Annotated in this window: 18 protein-coding genes and 1 pseudogene; 13 read left to right on the top strand and 6 right to left on the bottom strand. The window is 52.3% G+C overall.

Features of this window, described 5'->3' with window-relative positions; genetic code table 11:
* Positions 1-8: 8 nt before the first annotated feature.
* Positions 9-1,304 carry a TolC family protein gene (locus IEV97_RS17155; RefSeq protein WP_188502717.1) on the bottom strand — a complete coding sequence of 432 codons (1,296 nt, stop codon included), beginning with the start codon at positions 1,302-1,304 and terminating at the stop codon, positions 9-11.
* Between the two features lie 466 nt (positions 1,305-1,770).
* Between IEV97_RS17155 and IEV97_RS17150 the strand changes: the two genes are divergently transcribed.
* Complete coding sequence (locus IEV97_RS17150) at positions 1,771-5,214, top strand: pyruvate carboxylase (protein ID WP_188502716.1); 3,444 nt, start codon at positions 1,771-1,773, stop codon at positions 5,212-5,214.
* Between the two features lie 193 nt (positions 5,215-5,407).
* Here IEV97_RS17150 and IEV97_RS17145 read toward each other — a convergent pair whose 3' ends face one another.
* Entirely contained in the window at positions 5,408-5,740 is a 333-nt protein-coding gene (locus IEV97_RS17145; RefSeq protein WP_188502715.1) for a tetratricopeptide repeat protein, read from the bottom strand.
* Positions 5,741-5,807: 67 nt separating this feature from the next.
* On the opposite strand from IEV97_RS17145, the gene IEV97_RS17140 reads away from it, so the two are divergent.
* The 4 genes from IEV97_RS17140 to IEV97_RS17125 all read left to right on the top strand — a co-directional run bounded on the left by IEV97_RS17140 (position 5,808) and on the right by IEV97_RS17125 (position 9,555).
* Positions 5,808-6,548, top strand: coding sequence for an electron transfer flavoprotein subunit beta/FixA family protein (locus tag IEV97_RS17140; RefSeq protein WP_188502714.1), 741 nt, complete (start codon positions 5,808-5,810; stop codon positions 6,546-6,548).
* Position 6,549: 1 nt separating this feature from the next.
* A complete protein-coding gene (locus IEV97_RS17135; RefSeq protein ID WP_188502713.1) occupies positions 6,550-7,530 on the top strand; it encodes an electron transfer flavoprotein subunit alpha/FixB family protein in 981 nt (326 codons plus the stop codon).
* Positions 7,531-7,548: 18 nt separating this feature from the next.
* Positions 7,549-8,151 (top strand): bifunctional nuclease family protein, encoded by a 603-nt coding sequence (locus IEV97_RS17130; protein ID WP_188502712.1) that lies wholly within the window; start codon positions 7,549-7,551, stop codon positions 8,149-8,151.
* A 102-nt stretch (positions 8,152-8,253) separates the two neighbouring features.
* Positions 8,254-9,555, top strand: coding sequence for a NupC/NupG family nucleoside CNT transporter (locus tag IEV97_RS17125; protein ID WP_188502711.1), 1,302 nt, complete (start codon positions 8,254-8,256; stop codon positions 9,553-9,555).
* Between the two features lie 245 nt (positions 9,556-9,800).
* On the opposite strand, the pseudogene IEV97_RS17120 reads toward IEV97_RS17125, so the two are convergent.
* Both IEV97_RS17120 and IEV97_RS17115 read right to left on the bottom strand, forming a co-directional pair.
* Positions 9,801-10,544 (bottom strand): annotated as a pseudogene (locus IEV97_RS17120) (ABC transporter ATP-binding protein); the annotation flags it as partial.
* A gap of 42 nt (positions 10,545-10,586) precedes the next feature.
* Entirely contained in the window at positions 10,587-11,318 is a 732-nt protein-coding gene (locus IEV97_RS17115) for an MlaE family ABC transporter permease (RefSeq protein WP_188502710.1), read from the bottom strand.
* A 116-nt stretch (positions 11,319-11,434) separates the two neighbouring features.
* Between IEV97_RS17115 and IEV97_RS17110 the strand changes: the two genes are divergently transcribed.
* The 7 genes from IEV97_RS17110 (at position 11,435) to dnaN (ending at position 18,351) form a co-directional block, all read left to right on the top strand.
* Positions 11,435-12,142: an SDR family oxidoreductase gene (locus tag IEV97_RS17110; protein WP_188502709.1), complete on the top strand. Its 708-nt coding sequence runs from the start codon at positions 11,435-11,437 to the stop codon at positions 12,140-12,142.
* Between the two features lie 69 nt (positions 12,143-12,211).
* Complete coding sequence (locus tag IEV97_RS17105) at positions 12,212-12,925, top strand: hypothetical protein (protein WP_188502708.1); 714 nt, start codon at positions 12,212-12,214, stop codon at positions 12,923-12,925.
* Positions 12,926-12,946: 21 nt separating this feature from the next.
* Positions 12,947-13,651 (top strand): SDR family oxidoreductase, encoded by a 705-nt coding sequence (locus IEV97_RS17100; protein WP_188502707.1) that lies wholly within the window; start codon positions 12,947-12,949, stop codon positions 13,649-13,651.
* A 125-nt stretch (positions 13,652-13,776) separates the two neighbouring features.
* Complete coding sequence (gene gldA, locus IEV97_RS17095; RefSeq protein ID WP_188502706.1) at positions 13,777-14,688, top strand: gliding motility-associated ABC transporter ATP-binding subunit GldA; 912 nt, start codon at positions 13,777-13,779, stop codon at positions 14,686-14,688.
* A 9-nt stretch (positions 14,689-14,697) separates the two neighbouring features.
* A complete protein-coding gene (gene gldF / locus IEV97_RS17090; protein ID WP_188502705.1) occupies positions 14,698-15,426 on the top strand; it encodes a gliding motility-associated ABC transporter permease subunit GldF in 729 nt (242 codons plus the stop codon).
* Positions 15,420-17,120: a gliding motility-associated ABC transporter substrate-binding protein GldG gene (gldG, locus tag IEV97_RS17085; RefSeq protein WP_188502704.1), complete on the top strand. Its 1,701-nt coding sequence runs from the start codon at positions 15,420-15,422 to the stop codon at positions 17,118-17,120. The genes gldF and gldG overlap by 7 nt, the downstream gene beginning before the upstream one ends.
* A 106-nt stretch (positions 17,121-17,226) precedes the next feature.
* On the top strand, positions 17,227-18,351 hold the full coding sequence (gene dnaN, locus IEV97_RS17080; protein WP_116544585.1) for a DNA polymerase III subunit beta: 1,125 nt from the start codon (positions 17,227-17,229) through the stop codon (positions 18,349-18,351).
* A gap of 384 nt (positions 18,352-18,735) precedes the next feature.
* Here the strand turns inward: dnaN and IEV97_RS17075 are convergent, their stop codons facing one another.
* Positions 18,736-19,770: an endonuclease/exonuclease/phosphatase family protein gene (locus tag IEV97_RS17075; protein WP_188502703.1), complete on the bottom strand. Its 1,035-nt coding sequence runs from the start codon at positions 19,768-19,770 to the stop codon at positions 18,736-18,738.
* Between the two features lie 78 nt (positions 19,771-19,848).
* On the opposite strand from IEV97_RS17075, the gene gldC reads away from it, so the two are divergent.
* Positions 19,849-20,190: a gliding motility protein GldC gene (gene gldC, locus IEV97_RS17070; RefSeq protein WP_188502702.1), complete on the top strand. Its 342-nt coding sequence runs from the start codon at positions 19,849-19,851 to the stop codon at positions 20,188-20,190.
* 61 nt (positions 20,191-20,251) lie between these two features.
* On the opposite strand, the gene IEV97_RS17065 is transcribed toward gldC, so the two are convergent.
* Positions 20,252-20,698 (bottom strand): DUF4890 domain-containing protein, encoded by a 447-nt coding sequence (locus IEV97_RS17065; RefSeq protein WP_188502701.1) that lies wholly within the window; start codon positions 20,696-20,698, stop codon positions 20,252-20,254.
* Positions 20,699-20,786: the final 88 nt, after the last annotated feature.

The raw sequence follows: 20,786 nt of genomic DNA, 5'->3' as shown, positions 1-20,786 counted from the left end.
TGTTTCTGTTAGTAGGTGATGAGCGGGAAACCCACCGTATAGTTAAGTTCTTCAATGGCGCGTATGCGGCTGTTTCGGAGCTGCAGCAGCTGGATCATAGTCTCGGTATAGGTTTCGTAATAGTCGATGAACTCAATCAGGCTGATGTTGCGCTTGGCAAAATTCTCAGTCACACCGTTGATCAGGCGTTTAAAATCGCCGCTCAGATTCTGGTCGGATCTGCTGTACACCTGTTCTGCTTCACGGAGGGTCTGCAAGGCCTGCAAGACTTCATTTTCTACCTGCAGTTGCTGTTGCGTGAGCAGTGTTTTGCTTCTTTCCAGCTCGCTTTTGGCGATCTTGATATTGCCCTGGTTGCGGTTCCAGAGCGGGAGGGCCATTTGAAGGGTTATACCGGTATAGTTGTACATGATGCTGCCGGCGCGGTCATAAATACCACCCAGCGAAACATCAGGTATAGCCTGCGCTTTTTCATACTTCACCACAGCCTCCTGGCGTAGGATGCTGGTGCTGGCCGCCTGTAAATCGGAGCGATTTTCCTGTGCCAGCTGTAGAGCCTCGTCAAAAGTCAACAGACTTGTTTTGGCGGCCTCTATGGTTGCCTCTTCAATTGTTGGCAGGAAGAATGTGTTGGTGGGAGCGGCTGTTAATAAGCGCAGGTCGCTTTGGTTTTGGTTGATCTCGTTGACCAGTTCCAGTTTCTGGTTATCAAGCGCCAGTAAGAGTGCCTTCAAACGGATCAACTCTTTCAGGGCAACGTTGCCTTTCTGGTACTGGGCGTCAAAAGCTGTTACAAGCTGCTGAACGGATAAGGCATGTTCGTTGAGGATGCGGTATTGCTGCAGTTGATAGTGTAAGTCCAGGTAGCTGCTGCGGAGTTCGAGGCGCAGGGTGCGGACCAGGTCGTAGTAGTACAGTTCAGTAAGGCGGCTGTTAAACTGCTCCACCCGGATGCGTTTGTTGCGCTGGCCTGCCAGGTGAAACAACTGCTGCAACTGTACAACATTCTGCCCCTGACGTCCCGTCTCAAAATAGCGCCCGGTATTCGAGTTGTAAATATTCTGCTCTAAAGACAGCTCCGGGTTTTCAAAAAGTTTCGCCTGTATGATGGCTGCCTTTGACGCTTCGATATTGTACTTCTGTGCCAGCAGGGGAAGGTTTTGCTGCAGGAAGAGTTGCTCCACATCAGCTAAGCCAACCCGCAATGTATCGGAGGCGGCAGGTATAGGCGCCTCTGCCTTGGCTTGCTCTAGAAGCAGAAATGCTAGAAGTGAAAGGAATAGGTGAAAGCTACGGGTAAGCATACGGCTCTGTTTTTAATGGTGGCCAAAGGTAGAGCCGGGTTATTAGAGCGGTATGAGGCCGAGATTAGAATGGGATTAGAATTCAATTTATAAAGCAGAAAACGTTCAGGGATATAAGACAATACAACGCATAGGATGTACACAGGGGGGTATGCTTGATAGACAGTAGGGGCTTCCGTAGTCCTGGCAGTAGCCTATTACTTACGCTCCATTCATTTATTTATTGAAGGAGCAGCGCATTATGGTGCTGTTCGAAAGCAAGGTATTCCAAAATTAGGACTATAACCTTCTGAAGAAAAAACCTGTACTAACAGAAGTTTTTAAAAAGCAGGCTACAGGTTTTCCTCTCTGTTCCCAGCATATTTTTCAGTTACTTTATAAGCGTTACAGATTTAGGGGCACTCATGTGTCCTATGCAGCTTGTATAAGAATCTATGTTATAGCTATACCTTACATCTCACCTTGTATGAAAATCAAAAAAGTACTTGTCGCTAACCGCGGCGAAATTGCCATTCGTGTGCTCAGGGCCTGTACGGAGCTCAACATCCAGACGGTGGCCATCTATACCTACGAAGACCGCTACTCGCTGCACCGCTACAAAGCCGACGAGGCCTACCAGATCGGCAAGGACAACCAGCCGCTGCAGCCCTACCTCGACATCGACGGTATCATCCGCATCGCCAAGGAAAACGGCGTGGACGCCATACACCCGGGCTACGGCTTCCTGTCCGAAAACCAGCATTTCTCCCGCAAGTGCGCCGAGAACGGCATTATCTTCATCGGTCCGCGGCCGGAAGTGATGGGCTCTTTAGGCGACAAGGTGTCGGCTAAGAAAGTAGCCGTGAGCTGTGATGTTCCCATTATCCAGAGCAACGACCTCGACCTGAACACCTATGATACCGCCCGCGAAGAGGCGCACCGCATTGGCTATCCGCTGATGCTGAAGGCCGCAGCTGGTGGCGGTGGACGTGGTATGCGCGTGATCCGGGATGATGAGCAGTTGGAGAAAGGCTTTTTTGAAGCGAAGAACGAGGCTTTGAAAGCCTTTGGGGATGAGACGCTCTTCCTGGAGAAGTATGTCGAGAACCCGAAGCACATCGAAGTGCAGATCGTGGCCGACAACTATGGCAATATCACCCACCTCTTCGAGCGCGATTGTTCGGTGCAGCGCCGCTTCCAGAAAGTGGTGGAGGTGGCTCCGGCCATCAGCTTGAACGAAGAAACCCGCCAGCAGCTCTACGATTATGCCATCCGCATCTGCAAGGCTGTGAACTACAACAACGTGGGCACAGTGGAGTTTCTGGTGGAGCCGCACAACAATAACATCTACTTCATTGAGGTGAATCCGCGCATCCAGGTGGAGCACACCGTGACGGAGATGATCACAGGTATAGATTTGATCAAAACCCAGATCTTTGTGGCCGATGGCTATACCTTAGACCACGAGGAAGTATCGCTTGGCCCGCAGCATACGGTGCGGGCAAACGGGGTGGCCATTCAGTGCCGTATCACCACCGAAGACCCGGAAAACGATTTCAAACCGGATTACGGTACCATCATCGCTTACCGCAGCGCCGGTGGTTTCGGTATCCGTCTGGACCAGGGCAGCGTGTACCAGGGCGCCAAGATCAGTCCGTTCTTCGACTCGCTGCTCGTAAAGGTATCGGCCCAGGCCCCGACTTTGCGTCACGCCGCCATGAAGATGTCGCGTACCCTGGACGAGTTCCGAATCAGGGGCGTAAAGCAGAACATCCAGTTCCTCCAGAACATCATCACGCACCCCACTTTCATTTCCGGCGATGCCACGGTCGACTTTGTAAAGAATCATCCCGAGCTGTTCATCTTTAAGAAGAGCAAGGACCGGGCAACCAAGCTACTTTCTTTCCTGGCTGATGTGATCGTGAACGGAAACCCGGATGTGAAGAAACCGGATCCGAACAAGGTGCTGACAAAGCCGGATTTCACGGGCTTCAACCTGAACAAGCCCTACGAGCCCGGTACCAAAGACCTGCTCACGCAGCTTGGTCCGGAGGAGTTCTCGAAGTGGCTGCGCAATGAGAAGCAGATCCACTACACCGACACCACCTTCCGCGACGCGCACCAGTCCCTGCTGGCGACCCGCATGCGCTCTTTCGACATGCTCAAAATAGCCGAGGCCTATGCCAAGGACCATCCTCAGACGTTCAGTATGGAGGTATGGGGCGGTGCTACTTTTGATGTTTGCCTGCGCTTCCTGCACGAAGACCCGTGGCGCCGACTGGCCGAGTTGCGTGAGGCTATACCTAACATCCTGCTGCAAATGCTCATTCGCGGTTCGAACGGGGTGGGGTATAAGGCCTATCCGGATAACCTGATCGAATCGTTCGTGGAGAAATCGTGGGAGACGGGGGTGGACATTTTCCGCATCTTCGACTCGCTTAACTGGATGAAGAGCATGGAGCCCTGCATCAACTTTGTGCGCAAGCGTACGGGCGGTCTGGCCGAAGGCGCCATCTGCTATACCGGCGACATCCTCAACCCATCCAAAACCAAGTATACTTTAGAGTATTACCTGCAACTGGCCAAGCAGCTCGAAGACGCCGGGGCGCACATACTGGCCATTAAAGACATGGCCGGGTTGCTCAAGCCTTACGCCGCGCAGGTGCTGGTAGAGGCGCTCCGCGATACAGTGAAGCTGCCGATCCACCTGCATACCCACGACACCTCCGGTATACAATCAGCCACGTACTTAAAGGCAGTAGAAGCAGGAGTAGATGTGATCGATGTGTCCCTGGGTTCTATGTCGGGCCTTACCTCACAGCCGAACTTTAACTCGATGGTAGAGGCCATGCGTTTTCAGGAGCGGCACCGCGAGTTCGACCAGAAGAGCCTCAACCGCCACTCCAACTACTGGGAGACGGTGCGCGAGTACTACTATCCGTTTGAGTCCGGGCTGAAGGCGGGCACGGCAGAGGTATACCACCACGAGATTCCGGGCGGTCAGTACTCCAACCTGCGTCCGCAAGCCAATGCGCTGGGTCTGGGCGATAAGTGGGAGCTGATCAAGGAGACTTTTGCGGAAGTAAACCAGCTGTTCGGCGACCTGGTGAAGGTAACACCAAGCTCGAAGGTAGTGGGGGACATGGCGCTATACCTGGTGTCAAATGGCCTGACGACGGTGGATGTGCTGGAGCGTGGTGACCAGATCTCCTTCCCGGAATCGGTGCGGTCGCTCTTCCGTGGCGACCTGGGCCAGCCGGTGGGTGGCTTCCCGAAAAAGCTGCAGGCGATTGTGCTCAGGGACGAACAACCCTACGAAAACAGGCCAAACGAGCACATGGAGCCCATTAACTTAGAGGAAGAGTTCAAAGCCTTTCAGGAGAAATTCGGCGAAAACACAAAGTACACCGACTTCCTGTCACACCAGCTCTACCCGAAGGTATACGAGGATTTCCACAAGCACTACGACCAGTATGGCAACGTTTCCAAGATCCCGACGCGTCTTTTCTTCTATGGTATGCAGCAGGGCGAAGAGGCCATCATCGACATTGCCCGTGGCAAGTCCATCGTGATCAAGTACCAGTCGCTGGGCCATGTGGATGAGGACGGCATGCGCACCGTGTTCTTCAAGCTCAACGGCCAGACGCGTAACATTGAGGTACGTGACAAATCGGTGAAAGTGGAGCGAGTGCAGCACCAGAAAGTTGATAAGGGAAATCCGAAGCACATCGGGGCGCCGCTCCAGGGCCTGCTGTCGAAGATACTGGTGGAGAAGGACCAGGAGGTGAAGAAGAACACGCCGCTGTTCGTGATTGAGGCCATGAAAATGGAAACGACCATCACTGCTTCGGAAGCCACCAAAATAGCAGATCTGCATTTGCCGGAGGGCTCGCTGGTGAACACCGACGATCTCGTGGTGAGCTTATCATAGCCAGCGGAGGCATAAACAGGAAAAGCCACCCGCCCTGCAAAGGAGGTGGCTTTTCTTTTTGCTATCGTAAACCTTCGGGCGCTATATCAAGTACGCTACAAGAGTCAAAAGAAAAACATTTCGCGGAAAAGAAGGCTTTATACTTGCAGATATGCTGCATGCATACTATTTTTGATTCATAGCGCAACAGGTGCTATTCGTCTTCGTAGTCGAGGCCCGCAAACTTGTTGTAGGCCTGTTGCAGCTCGGCAAACGCGTGCATGTTGCCTTCCTGACGGCTGATCAGCATCCCTTTTTTGTAGGTTTGCTCGGCTTTATCTGGCTGCCCAAACTCGACATACAAGCTGGCAGCATGGTAGTAAGTGCCTACGTAGCGTTCGTGCTCCGACAGGAGTTTTTCGTAAAACTGCATCGCTCTCTGCGGTTCGGTTCCGCGCAATTCTGTCGCAATCGCATAGATCGTGAAGGGATCGTTCGGGTCTTCTTCGTAGAATTTGAAGAGCTGTTCTAATCTATTTTGAGACATTTCTATTTGGCTATATTTTAACTAACTTCGCATCAAATTTAACTTTTAAAGCTAACTATTTTATCATATGAAAATATTAGTTTGCATCAGTAACGTTCCGGATACAACCTCCAAGATCAACTTTACTGGCGATAATAAAAACTTCGACAAGAACGGGGTGCAGTATGTGATTAACCCTTGGGATGAATACGCACTGACCCGCGCCATAGAGCTGAAAGAGGCCAAAGGCGGTAGCGTAACCGTGTTGAACGTGGGCGAAGCCGACGCTGAGCCGAACATCCGCAAGGCGCTGGCCATCGGCGCTGACGACGCCATCCGCGTGAACGCACACCCGAAAGACGCTTACTTCGTGGCGCAGCAAATCACTGCCATCGCCAAGGAAGGCGGTTACGATATGATCCTGATGGGCAAGGAGTCCATCGACTACAACGGCTTCCAGGTGCACAACATGGTAGGCGAAATGATGGGCATCCCGTCGGTAACGCCAGCCTTTAAACTGGACATGGTGGACGACAGCACGGCCCGTCTGGAGCGTGAGATCGAGGGTGGCAAGGAAGTGGTGGAAGTGAAGCTGCCATTCGTGGCCAGCGCGCAGCAGCCGATGTGCGAGCCCCGCATCCCGAACATGCGCGGTATCATGACGGCCCGCACCAAACCCCTGAAAGTAGTGGAGCCAACAGGCGCTGAGGCCAAGTCGGAGTACGTGAACTACAGCAAGCCTGAGAAAAAGAGCGGCGTGAAAATGATTGACGCAGAAAACGCCGGCGAAGTGATTAAACTATTGAGAAACGAAGCTAAAGTACTGTAATATGTCTGTATTAGTATTTGTAGAAGGTCTGAACGGAGAGATCAAAAAGTCCTCCCTGGAGGCAGCGACCTATGGCAGCCAGGTGGCGCAGGCCATGGGCACCTCCGCAACAGCCGTAGCCATCGGCGACGTAAACGAAGATGCACTGGCCCGATTGGGCGAGCAGGGCATCAGCAAAGTATTGTACGACGCTGATGACCGTCTGAAGCAGTTTGTGGCTGACGCTTACGTGAAAGTGATCGCCAAAGCGGCGCAGCAGGAAAACGCCAAAGTACTGGTGTTCTCCAATTCCAACATCGGTGCTGCGGTAGGTTCCAAACTGGCCGTGCGCCTGAACGGCTCGCTGGCTACCAACGTAACCGAGCTTCCGAAAATGGACGGTGGCAACTTTATCGTAACGCGTGGTGTGTTCTCAGGCAAGGCATTTGCCGACGTAAACCTGACTTCTGATGTAAAGATCATCGCCGTAAAGAAAAACAGCACCGACATTACCAGCAACGCAGGCAACACGGCTACGGTAGAGAAGCTTTCCGCTGACCTGACTGACGCTGAGTTTGCAGCCGCTCCTAAGGAGACCGTGATGCAGGATACTTCTGGTGGCGTGTTGCTGCAGGAGGCCGAGATCGTGGTGTCTGGTGGCCGGGGTATGAAGGGCCCTGAGAACTGGCACCTGATCGAGGAGCTTGCCAAAGAACTGGGCGCGGCAACGGCCTGTTCAAAGCCTGTTTCGGACATTGGCTGGCGCCCGCACCACGAGCACGTAGGCCAGACCGGTATCACCGTAAGCCCTAACCTGTACATCGCGGCTGGCATCTCTGGAGCCATCCAGCACCTGGCAGGGGTTAACTCTTCTAAAGTGATTGTCGTTATTAATAAGGATCCGGAAGCGCCGTTCTTCAAAGCCGCTGATTATGGCATAGTTGGCGATGCGCTTGAGGTACTTCCTAAATTAATTGAAGCTGCCAAAGCTTTAGACAAATAGACTTAGAAGAGCTTAATTGTGAAAAAAATACAGCTAGAGATACTCGGGCTCTCCTCCAGCCAATCGCAGACGGGATCGTTTGCACTGGTGCTGGGTGAGCGAGATGGAAACCGCAGGCTGCCGATCATCATCGGCATGTTCGAAGCGCAGTCCATCGCCATACAGATAGAAAAAATCAACCCAAACCGTCCGCTCACGCACGATCTGTTCAAGACGTTTGCCGAGCAGATGAGCGTGAACATCACCGAGATCCTGATCTCTGACCTGAAGGAGGGCGTGTTCTATTCCAAGATCATGTGCACCGACGGCGAGAAGGAGTTCGAACTGGACGCGCGCCCGTCCGACGCCATTGCCATCGGCCTGCGTTTCGGGGTACCTATCTACACGGTGGAAAGTGTGCTGTCGGAAGCTGGCATTATTTTGAGCGACCTGGAGGAGGAAGATGAGGAAAGTGAAGAAATGGCCGTGAAAAGCACTTCTTCGACGACGGCCTCAAGTTCCAAGGAGCCGCTCAACCAAACGTCGGTGGATGACCTGAACAAAATGCTCAACGAGGCCCTCGAAAAAGAGGACTACGAGCGCGCCGCCAAGATCCGCGACGAGTTGAACAAGCGAAACTAGCCTAACATACGCTATACTATAAAAGTCCTGCCCCTAATCGGGGTGGGACTTTTTGTTTTAAAAGATATTCGCCTTACTTTTGGCCAAATTTTTTCAGCCTGTATGTTTGATATTTTTCGAGGTGGGATAGGACTACTGGTCCTGTTATCCATCGGCTTTTTGTTTTCCAGAAATAGAAAATCAATTGACTGGAAGCTTGTAGCCTACGGTGTGTTCCTCCAATTGCTGTTTGGCGTATTGGTAACACAGGTGCCCCTGGTAGCCGATGCATTTGCTTTTGTGAGCAAGGCCTTCGTCAAGCTTTTAAGTTTTTCAAACGATGGTGCCAGATTCCTGTTCGGTAACCTTGCTGACCCTTCTCAAAACGCTGGACTGGGCTTTATCTTTGCATTTAACGTGCTGCCGACCATTATTTTCTTCTCAGCTGTATCCTCGGGACTCTATTACCTGGGCGTGCTTCAGAAGATTGTATTTGGTATTGCCTGGGTTATGTCGAAGGGCATGCGATTGTCAGGGGCTGAAAGCCTCTCAGCTGCCGGCAACATTTTTATGGGGCAGACGGAAGCGCCGCTGCTTGTTCGCCCTTTCATCAGCCGCATGACACGCTCCGAGCTGATGTGCTTGATGACGGGAGGTATGGCTACGCTGGCTGGTGGTGTACTGGCGGCTTATGTGTCCTTCCTGGGGGGCGACGACCCTGCGCAACAAGCCATATTCGCCGCGCACCTGCTCACGGCCTCCATTATGAATGCCCCGGCTGCTATTGTAATGTCCAAAATGCTTGTTCCCGAAACCGATAAGGAGCAGATAAATACGCGCCTTGAGGTAAACGAGGAACAGCTGGGCGTAAACCTTATTGATGCCATCTCCAAGGGAGCTGCCGATGGTCTGCGACTAGCTGCCAACGTGGGTGGTATGCTGCTTGCCTTTATCGCAGTTATAGCCTTGCTCAACTATGTACTGCTTAAGCTGGGAGGCGTGACAGGGTTAAATGACTTTGTCGTGGCCAGCACAAACGGAAGCTTCAGCGGGTTCTCGTTCCAATACATACTCGGGCAGATTTTCCGGATTTTTGCCTTTATTATGGGTGTTGCGTGGGAAGACACCCTGCAGGTGGGGAGTCTGTTGGGGCAGAAGACAGCTGTAAACGAGTTTGTGGCCTACCTGGACCTTGCCAACATGAAAGAGGCGGGCACCCTTTCTACCAAGTCTATCGTGATGGCCACCTATGCGCTATGTGGTTTCTCTAACTTCAGCTCTATCGCCATTCAGGTGGGAGGTATAGGCGGCATGGCACCAAACCAGCAGGCCAATATCTCCAGATTAGGTCTTCTGTCGTTGTTAGGTGCTTCTGTGGCCTGTATGATGTCTGCCACGGTAGCGGGCATGTTATACAGCCTATAATCTTACCCAAGTACCTATAAAAAAGGCTCCCGCTCAGGTATAGCGGGAGCCTTTTTTATACCTGACAGGTATACCTATACCTTGTCCCTGCCTGTCTGTGTGGTGGCGGTTGGGCCTTCCGGATTCTCAGGTTGCGGCGCGGCCTGCGTTTGTACAGTTGCTTCAGATGGAGCAGAAGCGTGATCCTCAGCCTCGTGCCGGCGCTCCTCCTCTTCGCGTTCTTCTTCGCGCTCTTCTTCTTCCACCTTTTTGGCGTCGCGCATCAGGCGGTTGGCGAAGATGAAGTCGTTGAGTTCCTTGATGTCGGTGTCCATGATCTCGTCACGCGTGCCTTCCCATAGCTTTTTGCCTTCGTACAGGAAAAATATCTTGTCACCGATCTCAATCACCGAGTTCATGTCGTGCGTCACGATGATGGTGGTGATGTTGTACTCCTCGGTAATCTCTTTGATCAGCTCGTCTATCTTCAGGGCGGTTTGCGGGTCGAGGCCCGAGTTGGGTTCGTCGCAGAACAGGTAGGTACAGTTTGGGGCGATAGCCCGGGCTATACCTACGCGCTTCTTCATACCACCACTGATCTCCGACGGCATCTTTTTGTTGGCACCTTCCAACCCAACGCGCCTCAAACAGAAGTCCACACGCTCCCTGCGTTCCTCTTTGCTCATCTCGGTGAGCATTTTGAGCGGGAACTCCACATTCTCTTCTACCGTCATGGAGTCAAAGAGCGCTGAGCCCTGGAAGAGCATGCCGATTTTGCGGCGGATCTCCTGGCGGATGTCGAGCTTGTTGTTGGTGAAGTAGGTGCCGTCAAAGGTCACGCTGCCCAGGTCCGGCTTGATGAGGCCGACGATGCACTTAAGCAGCACACTTTTACCGGTACCACTGGCGCCAAGCAGGAGGTTGGTTTTGCCAGTCTCAAAGACACCGCTTACGCCATCCAGCACTTTCTTGTCGCCAAAAGCTTTATGTATGTTGTGTATTTCAATCATAAGAGTTCAAAATAGGGTAAAGGGGCCTTCTCAGCCGCCTGCCTACAGCAGTATGTAAGCGAGCACAAAGTCACCGATCAGGATGGCGATCACGCTATTGGTCACGGCAGCCGTACTCGCAGCTCCCACTTCCAGTGCGCCGCCAGAGGTATGGTAGCCTGTAAAAGAGGAGATGGAGGAGATCAGGAAGGCAAACACCACCGATTTGATCAGTGCGAATGTAATGTTGTAAGGTATAAACTGGTCGCGTATGCCTGTGATGTATTCCTGTGGCGTCAGTTCACCTGAAAGCGTTCCGGCCAGGTAGCCGCCCAGTATGGAGAGGAACATGGCCAGGATCACCAGCATCGGGAAAACCAGGATGGCGGCCACCACTTTCGGCAGCACCAGGTATGAGGCCGAGTTGATGCCCATTACCTCCAGGGCATCCACCTGCTCGGTGATCTGCATCGTGCCCAGTCCGCCGGCAATGCTGGAGCCCACCTTACCTGCCAGCACAATGGAGGTGATGGTCGGGGCCAGCTCCAGGATGGTCATTTCGCGCACCATAAACCCGATGGTGGAGCGGGGGATGAAAGCGTTGTCGAGGTTATAAGCCACCTGCACACAGGTAACGGCGCCAATGAAAGTGGAGACGATGGCAACGATGATGATAGAGTTGATGCCGATCAGAATAGCCTCGTCGACGGTGCGGCCAAACAGAATCTTAGCGGATTCTTTTCGGGTGAAGAGGCTTTGCATGAACAGCAGGTATTTCCCAAAGGATTGTAGCATACAGGCGATACGTGTTAAACTAGGTATTAAACGTGTTTCTAAACAAAAATACTGTTTAAATGCCTATATTACGGTTAAATTTCGAAAACGTATTATCTTATAGCTATATAGAGCACATGCAGCAATATATTTTGGTGACAGGTGGCACAAAGGGTATTGGCCGGGCCGTGATCGAGCAATTCGCGAAAGCGGGCTTCCATATCATCACCTGCTCCCGAAACGAGAAAGACCTGAAAAAACTGAAACTGGAGATAGAGGAGCGCTATACTTTCTCCAAAGTATTTTACCAGGAAGCCGACCTGAGCGATATGGGCTCACTGAAAAACTTCATCAACTACGTGAAAGGCCTTAAGATCAGGATAGAGGTGATCGTTAACAATAGTGGCCTGTTTATACCTGGCAAAGTGCATGAAGAGGACGACGCTGCGCTGCCGATGATGATCAACACCAATCTTTACAGCGCCTACTACATCACCAAGGCCTTTGTGCTGGACATGAAAAAGCGCAGAAGCGGGCATATCTTCAACATGTGCTCCACTGCCAGCATCACACCTTATACCAACGGCGGCTCTTACTGCATCTCAAAATACGCTTTGCTGGGCATGTCGAAAGTGCTGCGTGAGGAAATGAAGGAGCATGGTGTGCGTGTCACGGCCATTCTGCCGGGCGCTACCCTGACGGCCAGCTGGGAGGGCGTGGACCTGCCGCCGGAGCGCTTCATGCGTGCCGACGATGTGGCCATGGCCATTTACGGGGCCTATAACATGTCGCCCAACAGTGTGGTGGAAGAGATTCTGATCAGGCCGCAGCTGGGGGATATTTAAAGTTTAAAAGTCCTAGAGGTGGGAAGGTATAGCTGGTTGGTATTTTGTTAGAAACAAACTTATGCCTATATGAAAAAAGCATACCTGTTACTACTCGCGCTGGGAAGTGCCACGCTGTCCTTTGGGCAGAAAATGGAATATAGTGCCCAGCTGAATTCCGGACTCTCCAGGTTCGGTGGAGAGTCGGCCTCGAAAACATCAGCCATGAGCCTTAGCAATAGCTGGGGTGGCGGTCCCGGGGTGAGCAATCCGTATGGCAGTAGGTATAGCGTGACGTATGGCGCCGGCCTGCAGGCACAGTACGTTACCGGAGGCGGCTTTTTGGTAGGGACGCATGCTGGATACGAGCAACTGCGTACCCTGGCCAAAATAGATCGAGCCCTAGGCCATTGGTCACACAGTTCATCAATGACACATCCAGCAGATGGAAAAGCGGTGATCATAGCTGACTACATCAATCTGCAGCCCTACACTGGTTGGCGGATCAAGGAGAGCCCTGTAGATCTGGACCTAACCCTGGGCTTCGACATTGGCTTTAGTCAACAGATGAAAGAGCGATCTGAAGCAACGATGGAAGACGGGACTGAAATTAAAGTAAAGGAGAACCGAAGCGAAAAGATCACCGATTTCAGACCGCGGCTAGGTATAACAGGCTACCATGGACACTTTGGTATGTCCATGAGTTACGCGCATGGCATTAAAAACTACCGTGCTAATATGGATGGCGCCAACATGAAGTTGTATACCCGGGTATTCCGGATAGGCCTGCTTTACAGGCTGTAGGTAGCATCAAAACAAAGAACTATGAAACTGGAAAATAAGATAGCAGTCGTCACCGGCGTGAGCCGTGGTATAGGGCTTGCCACCGTAAATACGCTGCTGGAGCAGGGCGCGAAAGTGGCTGGCTGGGGTAGAACAGCCCCGGAAGTGCAGCACGCCAATTTTGAGTTTGTGGAGTGCGATGTACGCCGTTCTGACTCGGTGCAGATGGCCTATAAGCATACCGTAGAGCATTTTGGCGGCCATATCAGTGTGCTGGTGAACAACGCCGGTCTGGGCCGATCCGCCTCGCTCGAAGACCAGGACCTGGATGAGTGGCACCTGATGTTCGACACCAACGTACATGGCCTCTTCTATTGCACCCGTTTGGTGATGCCGGGTATGAAAGAAATGGGAGAGGGGCACGTCATCAATATTTCTTCCATTGCAGGCACGACAGGTATAGAGCAGATGTCGGCTTACTGCGCCACCAAACATGCGGTCCGTGGTATCTCGCACTCACTCTACAAAGAAGTGCGCGATTATGGCGTAAAGGTCACCTGCATCTACCCCGGTTCTGTGCAAACCAATTTCTTCGACAACATCGACAGTGTGACCGTCAACGATAACATGATGCGACCCGAGGACATCGCCTCCACTATTTTGCACTGCCTGGAGTCGCACGCCAACTACCACCACGTAGACATAGAGGTACGCCCGTTGATGCCGAAGGGAAGAAAGCAGGTATAGCTGATATTTGGAACAGCTTTTGTAGCTTTGCGAACCCTAATTAACGAATAATTAATAATGGTGAATGAATAATGGAAGGCAATCCTGATGCGTCATTATTCATTATTCATTAATCATTACAATGCATGTCAGTTGAAGTAAAGAACCTTACCAAAATATTCGGGTCGCAGCGGGCCGTGGATGATATCTCCTTTTCCGTGGGGCAAGGGCAGATACTGGGTTTTCTGGGTCCCAATGGTGCCGGCAAGTCCACGACCATGAAGATCGCCACCTGTTACTTGCCGCCTACCACCGGCACCGTGCTCGTGAATGGCTACGATGCCGTGCAGGACTCCATCGCCGTCCGCCGCAGCGTGGGCTACCTGCCGGAGCACAACCCGCTATACCTGGACATGTACGTGCACGAGTACCTGCAGTTTGTGGCTTCTGTCTACGGGCTGAAAGGGCGCCGGTCGAAGGAGCGGGTGCAGGAGATGGTAGAGCTATGCGGACTTACGCTGGAGCAGGGCAAGAAAATCGGAGCGCTCTCTAAAGGCTACCGGCAGCGGGTGGGCTTGGCACAAGCGCTGGTTCACGACCCGCAGGTGCTGATCCTCGATGAGCCCACCACGGGCCTTGACCCGAACCAGATCGTAGAGATACGCTCCCTGATCAAGCGCATCGGTCAGGATAAAACCGTGATCTTCTCGACACACATTATGCAAGAGGTAACGGCTATTTGTGATCGTGTCGTAATCATCAACCGCGGCAAACTGGTAGCTGACAGCGACGTGGCCAGTCTGCAGGCCGGTGCCCGTAATGAGAAGACCACCCTGGTGGAATTTGAGCAGCCTATACCTGTCGAGGCCCTGGAGCAGGTGCCGGGCGTGCTGTCAGCCACACTGGCTGAGGGCACGACCTATCGGGTAACCTCCAGAAAGGATACAGATATCCGCGCTACCATCTTCCGTGTGGCTGCCGAGCGCAACTGGCCACTGGTAGGGCTGCGCCACGAAGAGAACTCCCTCGAAAAGATTTTCCAACAACTCACGAAGTAGGTATACTAAATGCTCGCTATACTTAAGAAAGAATTTAACGGCTTCCTGAACACCCTGATCGCCTACATCGTGATCATGGTGTTTTTGGTGGCGATCGGCATGTTCATGTGGGTGTTCCCCGAGAGCAACGTGCTCGATTTTGGCTTTGCGGATATGCAGACGCTCTTCAATATGGCACCCTGGCTGTTTCTGTTTCTGATTCCGGCCATCACCATGCGCACCTTTGCCGAAGAGAAGCGTGAAGGCACGATTGAACTCCTGCTCACCAAACCGATCACAGACCTGCAACTGATCCTGGGCAAATACTTTGCAGCGCTGCTGCTGGCGCTGTTCGCCCTTATTCCTACCCTGATCTACTACTATACCGTGTATGAACTCGGCAATCCGCAGGGCAACGTGGACTCTGCCGCGGTGGTGGGCTCATACCTGGGACTGGTGTTGCTGGCAGGCGTTTTTGCGGCCATTGGCGTATTTGCCTCTTCTGTTTCCGACAACCAGATCATCTCTTTTGTGATCGCCATTTTCCTGTGCTACATCTTTTACGCCGGCTTCGAACTGATCGCCTCTATACCTGTGTGGGGCGGCTACGGCTACTTTATCAGCCAGCTAGGTATAGCGTATCACTACACCGCCATCAGCAAAGGGCTGATCGACTCGCGTGACGTGCTGTATTTCCTGAGCGTGATTGCGATCATGATTCTTTCCACCAGACTTGTATTGAGCAGCAGAAAATGGTAACAGAGCAGGCAACGATACCCAAGAGCAAGCGCAGCCGCGACCTGACACGCTTTCTGATCGCGCTGGCGGCCATTGTGCTGCTCAACATACTGGCGGCCAATTTCTTCTTCCGCCTCGACCTGACTGAGGACAAGCGCTACACCATCTCGTCTGTTACCAAGCAGATGCTGTCGCAGCTTCCGGAGCCGGTGTTTGTGGAGGTATACCTGGACGGTGAGTTCCCGGCGGGCTTCAAGCGTCTGCAGCAGTCCGTGCGCGAAACATTGGACGAGTTCCGTATTTACTCGGGCGGCAATATACGGTATGAGTTCATCGATCCGAACGAGATAACGGACGAAAAGGAGCGAACAGAATTCTTTCAGAAGCTGGCGGCCTCAGGTATACAGCCGACCAATCTACGCGCCAATGAAGGCGGCAAGCAGGTGGAGCGTCTTGTGTTTCCGGGTGCCCGTGTGATGTACAAAGGCAAGGAAACCGGCGTGATGCTGCTGAAAGGCAACCTGGCGGCCTCCCCAGACGAGCGATTGAACCAATCCGTGGAAGGAGTGGAGTACGAACTGGCCACGGCAATCCGCAAGATGGCTTTCCAGGGCAACAAGACCATCGGCTACATCAGTGGACAGGGGCAGCTGGAGACACAGTACGTGACCGATCTGCTGGGCTCTTTGCAGGAGTTTTACCGGGTGGCCCGCGGCGAACTGCGTGACATCCCCTCGTTGGATGGCCTGGATCTGATCATTATTGCCAAGCCAACCGAAGCTTTCACCGAGGCAGACAAGTATAAGATCGACCAGTTCATCATGAAAGGAGGCAAGGCGGTGTTCTTCGTGGACGCGCTTAACGCGAACATGGACAGTGTGGGAGCAGGCGGTATGTTTGCGATGCCTTACAACCTGAACCTGGATGATCTGTTTTTCCGCTACGGCATGCGCCTGAACCCGACGATGATCATGGACCTGAACTCCGGTTTTATTCCGATCGTGACGGGCTACATGGGCGAACGGCCACAGACTGAGATGATCAACTGGCGTTTCTACCCGCTACTTAACACCTTCAGCAAACACCCGATCACCCGTAATATCGATGCGGTGTACTCCAAGTTCATCGGCACAATGGACACCGTTCGGGCCGACGGTATCCGTAAAACTCCGCTGGTCTATACCTCTGTTTACTCCCGCGTGATGCAGGCACCCGTGCCGCTGACGCTCGAGGAAGCCCGCATGGAAGTGAAGCCGGAGCAATACCAGGCCGGTCCGCAGCCGGTGGGCTATTTGCTGGAAGGCGCTTTTACCTCGCTCTTCCGTAACAGGCGAGCACCCGAAGGGGCGGCTGACCCGCAAGTGAGAGAGACTGGCGTGCCGACCAAAATAGCAGTTTTCTCGGATGGGGACCTGGTGCGCAACGAGGTAAACCCACGTACCGGACAGGCTTACGAACTGGGCTTTGACCGATATAACAACGTGACCTTTGCCAACCGCGAGCTCGCCATGAACACGATTCATTACCTGCTGGATTCTGAAGGCCTGATCAATGTACGAAGCAAAGAAATACAGCTGCGACCGCTGGATAGGGTGCGGGTGAAAGAGGAGCGTACCTATTGGCAACTGCTCAACCTGGTGGCTCCGATCGTGCTGCTTGGCCTGTTTGGGGTGGTGCGTTACTACCTGCGCAAGCGGCGTTACGAGCGTTTCTAATTTATTTGACCTGTATGTAAAGAAATTGTGAAATGCCGGCCGGTTTCAGGTAGTATAAATGCGAAAATTTTTTAACTTTGTCCAAATAACATTATAGCTCTACATAATGAAATTTATCGTCTCTTCCTCTGCTCTTTTGAAGCAGTTAGCCAGCATAAACGGTGTAGTAACCAACAATCCGGTGGTTCCTATCCTCGAAAACTTCCTCTTCGAGATCAACGACAGCACCCTGACCATCACAGCCAGTGACCTGGAGACTTCCATGATCACCGAACTGCAGGTAGAGGCTAAGGAGAGTGGCCGCATTGCTGCCCCTGCCAAGATCCTGATCGAGACGCTGAAGAACCTGCCAGACCAGCCGGTAACCTTCACCATCGACGAAGAGACCTATACCATCGAGATCAGCTCCTCAAACGGACGTTATAAACTCTCTGGTGAGAACGCCACCGACTTCCCGCGTGTACCGGTGGTGAAAGGTGGCAGCGCCATCGAGATCCCGTCTAACGTGCTGGCCCGTGCCATCAACAAGACCATCTTCGCAGTGAGCAACGACGAGCTTCGTCCAGCCATGACGGGCATTTACGTGCAACTGCGCACTGATAACGTAACGTTCGTCGCCACAGACGGTCACCGTCTGCTGCGTTTCCGCCGTACGGACATCGCTACGGCCCAGGAAGCATCGCTGATCATCCCGCGCAAGGCCTTCACGCTGCTGAAGTCTACGCTACCTTCTGAAGCCACTGCCGTGCGTATGGAGTTCAACCAATCCAACGCTTTCTTCAGCTTCGACAACATCCGCATGATCTGCCGTCTGATCGACGAGCGCTACCCGGATTATGAGAACGTGATTCCGGTGCAGAACCCGAACAAACTGGTGATTGACCGTGCCGCTTTGCTGAGCTCTGTGCGCCGTATCTCCATCTACTCGAACAAAACCACGCACCAGATTCGCCTGAAGCTGTCAGGCTCCGAACTGCAGGTATCTGCTGAAGACCTGGACTTCTCGAACGAGGCGAACGAGCGCCTGACGTGCCAGTACGACGGCGAAGACATGGAAATCGGCTTTAACGCCAAGTTCCTGATCGAGATGCTCAACAACATCGACGCAGACGAAATCTCGTTTGAACTGTCCACTCCAAACCGTGCAGGTTTGCTGATGCCGCTTGCAAATGAAGATAATGAAAATGTTCTGATGCTGGTGATGCCTGTAATGCTGAACAATTACGTATAAGAAGATAATTTCTCCTAATGCAGAAAGGCGAACCGTTTTGGTTCGCCTTTCCTGTTTTTAGGGGTGTACCGATAAACTCATTTTCAGGGAATAAGTCCCTGTTGTCATTTCGACAGCATGGAAAAATCTGATTCCAATTAGCTCCCTCGCTCGCCTCTGGCGAGTGTGAGTTTTTTGGTGGCGTCCCGCCGCCTGTGCCGTCAGAAACAAAAAAATGCAGGGCAATTAGTTTTACCGATTGCAAGCGGCAAGAGTCCGCGGGATAGCTCACACTCGCCAGAGGCGAGCGAGGGCAGGGTATTGTAAGGCTATTGTTTAAATATACCCTATTACTTATTGAAAGGCAGGCCAAGAACATTAATTACAGCTCTCACCCCGCCCGCCCTACTGCTGTAATTTGATGTACACCGGGAAGTGATCGCTATAGCCCCCCAGGTATAAGGTATGCGACCAGGTCTGGCGGGGCGTGTCCTTATACCTGCCGAACGTGAACTTGGCAAACTCGGGGTCATGGATCTGGGCCGATCCGTGTACATAATGCAATCCAGCTTGCGTATTTATCATTGATTTGGAAACCATGATCTGGTCACGCATCTTGTTGTCGTTGCGGGTATGGTAACTGCCATTCCCCTGCACAAACCACAGGTAGAACGTGTTAAAAAGCTCATTCTGATAAGCCGGATTAGGGCGGCCAGTAGCCCTTAATACCTTCTCCACACTCACAGCATTAGGTTCGTCTGCAAAGTCCCCCAGCACGATGATTTTGGCGTTCTTGTCTGCCTTCTGCTGTGCATCCACCTGTCTACGGAGTTCAGCCGCCGCGTCGCGCCTGCGGGCTGCCCCCAGGGCCGCGCTGCCACGGTCTTCCGGCCAGTGGTTCAAATACAACGTTACGGGCTCACCAGCCAGGGTGCCCTTCACCTGCAGGATGCCACGCGAAGCGAATCCCCTCTCTGAAAACCTGATGGGCAAGATAGTCTGCGAAGTCGGCTTGAACACTCTGGGGTTGTAAAGCATGGCCACATCGAGTCCTTCAGGATCTGGAGAGTCGAAGTGGATGATACCGTAGCGGCGCTTACGAAGCGGAGAGGACTTCACCAGGTCATCCAGCACCTGGCGGTTTTCCACCTCAGAAAGTCCGATGATGTCAGGGCCGCCCTTGCCTCCGATGGTCTCAATCACTTGCGCAACATGGCGTATTTTTGTCTTATACCTTTCCTGGTCCCATTGCATGACGCCGCCTGGTGTGAAGCCGTCATCATCTGTTTTAGGGTCGTTTTGGGTATCGTACAGCTTCTCCGTATTATAAAAAGCAACAGTATAGAGTTTCGGTTTTTTGATGGATGAGGTTAAGCTGGCGCATCCTGAAAGGACGGTCAGGCTAAAAAGAAAGAAGAAGGTTTTTATTCCGTAGCGCATCGCGTAACTTTGTACTTGGTTTTATTATTCAAGCATAGTACGAGATATATATAGCACAAAGTTTAAAAAGAAAAGAAAATGAAGAAATCTGAGATATACTTTAGCATAGCGCTTGACGAGCAGCGCGTACCGGAGGCCATTAGCTGGAGAGCCACCGACGCAGGCGAAAAGATCCATTTTGCCAAAGCCATCAACATTTCCCTGTGGGACCGCGACGAAGCAGGTACGATGAAGATTGACCTGTGGACGAAGGACATGCCGATCGACGAAATGAAGTATTTCTATATTGATACGATCGGAGCCATGGCTCAGAGCATCGCCACTGCCACCAGCGACAAAGTAATGGCCGACAAGATGCGCGCCCTTTGCGAGGACCTGATGAACCACGTGGAAACAGAACGCAAAAAGGAAAATAACTAGCTATAAATAAGAAAGCCACCTCAAGAGGTGGCTTTTATGCTTTTAAAGAATTTGGATCGGACTAGTTTGCGTTAGAGGCAATTACGTTTTTATCGGCTTTCTCGTTAGTGGCCATGTTCTGAGAGTCTTGCTCGCTCAGAGTTGAGACGAACTCACGGTCAACCTTAGAGTACATTTTGCGATCGCCGAAGTAGTCGTTGTACTGCACAGTGCTCAGGATATCTTCAAACTCCAGGTCACGTACGGCCAGCACATCTTTGCACTTCTCCGCAATCAACTGCTCATTTCCGGCGTGCTTCTGCTCAATCTCAGTGATTTGGGCTGCTACATCCAGATTGATTTCTCTAACCTTATTCGCCTGGTAGTTGTTCAGACGTAGTTCACGAATCATCTGCTCAGAAAGGTGATTGGCACGCTTCTCAGCAACAACAGTTACATTATTACCTGTAGCGAATGCGCCGAATACAGTTCCGAATACCATAAATGTTATTGCCAGTAGCTTTTTCATAATTGTAGTGTTTTTGGTGTTTTCAATGCTTTTCCAGATTTCGTTTCTGAGGCAGCGTAGTTTTAAAACGCGGGTTGTCTGTAAATGA

The sequence above is a fragment of the Pontibacter amylolyticus genome (genome assembly GCF_014638845.1).
Lineage (GTDB): Bacteria > Bacteroidota > Bacteroidia > Cytophagales > Hymenobacteraceae > Pontibacter > Pontibacter amylolyticus.
Note: the sequence above shows the minus strand (reverse complement) of the source record. Positions and strands in the feature narration are given on the sequence as shown.